Genomic DNA, 2,352 nt, shown 5'->3' on the forward strand with positions numbered 1-2,352 from the left:
TGCGGGTGTACGAGTGACCCGTGGCCTCCGGGTCGGCGTCGTACACGCGCTCCAGATCCCAGCCCCGGTCGTCGGGGAACTCCCTTATCGCGTCGCCGCCCCGGGCGACCAGGTCCCACAGGCCTTCGGGTGATCCCACCCCGCCCGGGAACCGGCAGCCCATGCCGACGATGGCGATCGGCTCGCGGTCCCTGCCCTCGACGTCGGCCAGCCGACTGCGCGTCTGCTGCAAGTCGGCCGTGACGCGCTTAAGGTATTCGCGGAGCTTCTCTTCATTCGACATGTAGCCGCCGTCCCCCTCGGACTATGCGCATCCTTAATGACGAGCGCGCTCACTCGTTGGTCCGGTCACACTTTCACAGGCACACTTAGCTGCCCCTTTTCCGGCGCTAAAATCCCTGGTCAGACACCATTTCAAGGGTGCACTACAGGCCTTATGGAACACCCCCCTCCGGACGTTTAGCCGCAGTTTAGTGATCACCCATATCCTGCACGGAATTATTGGCGCCCACCGTATTCATTTCCTTTCCGCCCGAGCGAGAGGTCAGTTCCGTGACCGGTGGCGATAACCCCGAAATACCCTTCTTCCCCATGGCGCGCGGCTGTCCGTTCGCCCCGCCTCCGGAGTACGCGGAACTGCGCGCCGAACAGCCGGTGTCACAGGTACGGCTGCAGAACGGCCGGACCGCCTGGCTGCTCACCCGCCACGAGGACGTACGCGCGCTGCTGAGCCACCCCGCGACGACCGCCAGCCGCGCCCATCCCGCCTTCCCCGCGACCGTCGCCAACGTGCAGGCGTTCGCGCAGAAGGGGTTCCTGCTGTCCATGGACTCTCCGGAACACCTGATGCACCGACGGATGGTGACCGGTGAGTTCACGGCCGGCCGGGTCCGGAAGCTGCGTCCGCGCATCCAGGAGATCGTCGACGCGTGTGTGGACCGGATCCTGGAGGCGGGTGCCACCGGCCGGCCGGTGAACCTGGTGGAGGAGTTGTCGCTGCCCGTTCCCTCGCTCGTGATCTGCGAGATCCTCGGCGTGCCCTACGACGCCCGGGGCATCTTCCAGAAGAACACGGAGGTGCTGCTCAGCCAGGCGAGTACCGCCGCCGACCGCGAGGGCGCGTTCGGCGCGCTGCGCGTGTTCCTCGGCGAGCTGGTGACGCTCAAGGCCGAGACGCCCGACGACACCGTGCTGGGGCGCCTCGCGGTGAAGTACCAGGACGCCGGTCTGTACGACCACGAGCACCTCACCGGTTTCGCGATGCTGCTCCTGCTGGCCGGGCACGAGACGACCGCCAACATGATCTCGCTGGGCGTCACGGCGCTGCTCCACGAGAACCCGACGGAGCTGGCCTCGCTCGTCGCCGACCCCTCGCTGATGCCCGGCGCGGTCGAGGAGCTGCTGCGGTACCTGAGCATCGTCGACTACCCGACCTCCCGGGTCCTGCTGGAGGACACCGAGGTCAGCGGAACCGTGATCCGGGCCGACGAGGGGTTCATCGCGTCCGCCGCCGCCGCGAACCACGACCCGGAGGTCTTCCCGGAGCCCGGTCGGCTGGACCTGCGCCGGAACACCAGCGGACACATCGCCTTCGGTTTCGGTGTCCACGCCTGTCTGGGCCAGAACCTGGCCCGCGCGGAGCTGGAGATCACCTTCAACACCCTGTTCTCCCGCGTCCCCGGCCTGCGGCTGGTGGACCCCGTGGACCAACTCCCCTACAAGCAATCGACCGTGTACGGACTGCACACCCTGGAGGTGACCTGGTGACGCTCAAGATCATCCTGGACGAGGCCGAGTGCTGTGCCTCGTCCATGTGCGTACTGACCGCGCCCGACCTGTTCGACCAGCGCGACGAGGACGGCATCGCCTTCGTCCTGGACCCCGCTCCGGGACCCGAGCACCACGCCGAGGCGCGGGACGCGGCCCGCCGCTGCCCGTCCCTCGCCATCCGGATCGAGGAATAGCGGAGGAACGGACCGAACCGTCCGCTCCCCGCAGGTTCCGCCCCCTCACAGGTTCCGCATTCCCCCGCGCCGCGCGCAGCAGGCTGCCCCGAAAGGGTTTCCCCCGTGTCGAACAACGAAGACAAGTTCCGCGAATACCTCAAGCGGGCGACCGCCGACCTGCGCCAGGCCCACCGCCAGCTGGCCGCGATCGACACCCGGAACCACGAGCCGCTGGCGATCGTGTCGATGGGCTGCCGGTTCCCGGGCGGGGTGGCCTCCCCCGAGGACCTGTGGCAGCTGGTCTCCGACGGAGTCGACGCAGTCGGCGCGTTCCCGTCGGACCGGGGCTGGGACGAGGACCTGTACGACCCGGACCCCTCGGCCTCGGGCAAGTCCACCACCCGCG

The 2,352-nt window shown here is 68.4% G+C and carries 4 protein-coding genes; 3 read left to right on the forward strand and 1 reads right to left on the reverse strand.

Annotated elements, in window-relative coordinates:
* The coding region (locus ACFWAR_RS39305) for a beta-ketoacyl synthase N-terminal-like domain-containing protein (protein WP_385788511.1) at window positions 1-283 on the reverse strand (283 nt) is incomplete at its 3' end.
* Between the two features lie 308 nt (window positions 284-591).
* On the opposite strand from ACFWAR_RS39305, the gene ACFWAR_RS39310 reads away from it, so the two are divergent.
* The 3 genes from ACFWAR_RS39310 to ACFWAR_RS39320 form a co-directional block, all read left to right on the forward strand.
* Window positions 592-1,767, forward strand: a complete 1,176-nt coding sequence (locus ACFWAR_RS39310) for a cytochrome P450 (RefSeq protein ID WP_385788514.1) — start codon at window positions 592-594, stop codon at window positions 1,765-1,767.
* The gene (locus ACFWAR_RS39315) at window positions 1,764-1,964 is read left to right on the forward strand and encodes a ferredoxin (RefSeq protein ID WP_385788517.1); all 201 of its coding nucleotides are present in this window, start codon (window positions 1,764-1,766) and stop codon (window positions 1,962-1,964) included. Before ACFWAR_RS39310 ends, ACFWAR_RS39315 begins: the two co-directional genes overlap by 4 nt.
* Window positions 1,965-2,069: 105 nt before the next feature.
* Window positions 2,070-2,352, forward strand: a 283-nt coding sequence (locus tag ACFWAR_RS39320; RefSeq protein WP_385788519.1) for a beta-ketoacyl synthase N-terminal-like domain-containing protein, incomplete at its 3' end; no start/stop codon positions are given.

This window comes from Streptomyces sp. NPDC059917, from assembly GCF_042730635.1.
Lineage (GTDB): Bacteria > Actinomycetota > Actinomycetes > Streptomycetales > Streptomycetaceae > Streptomyces.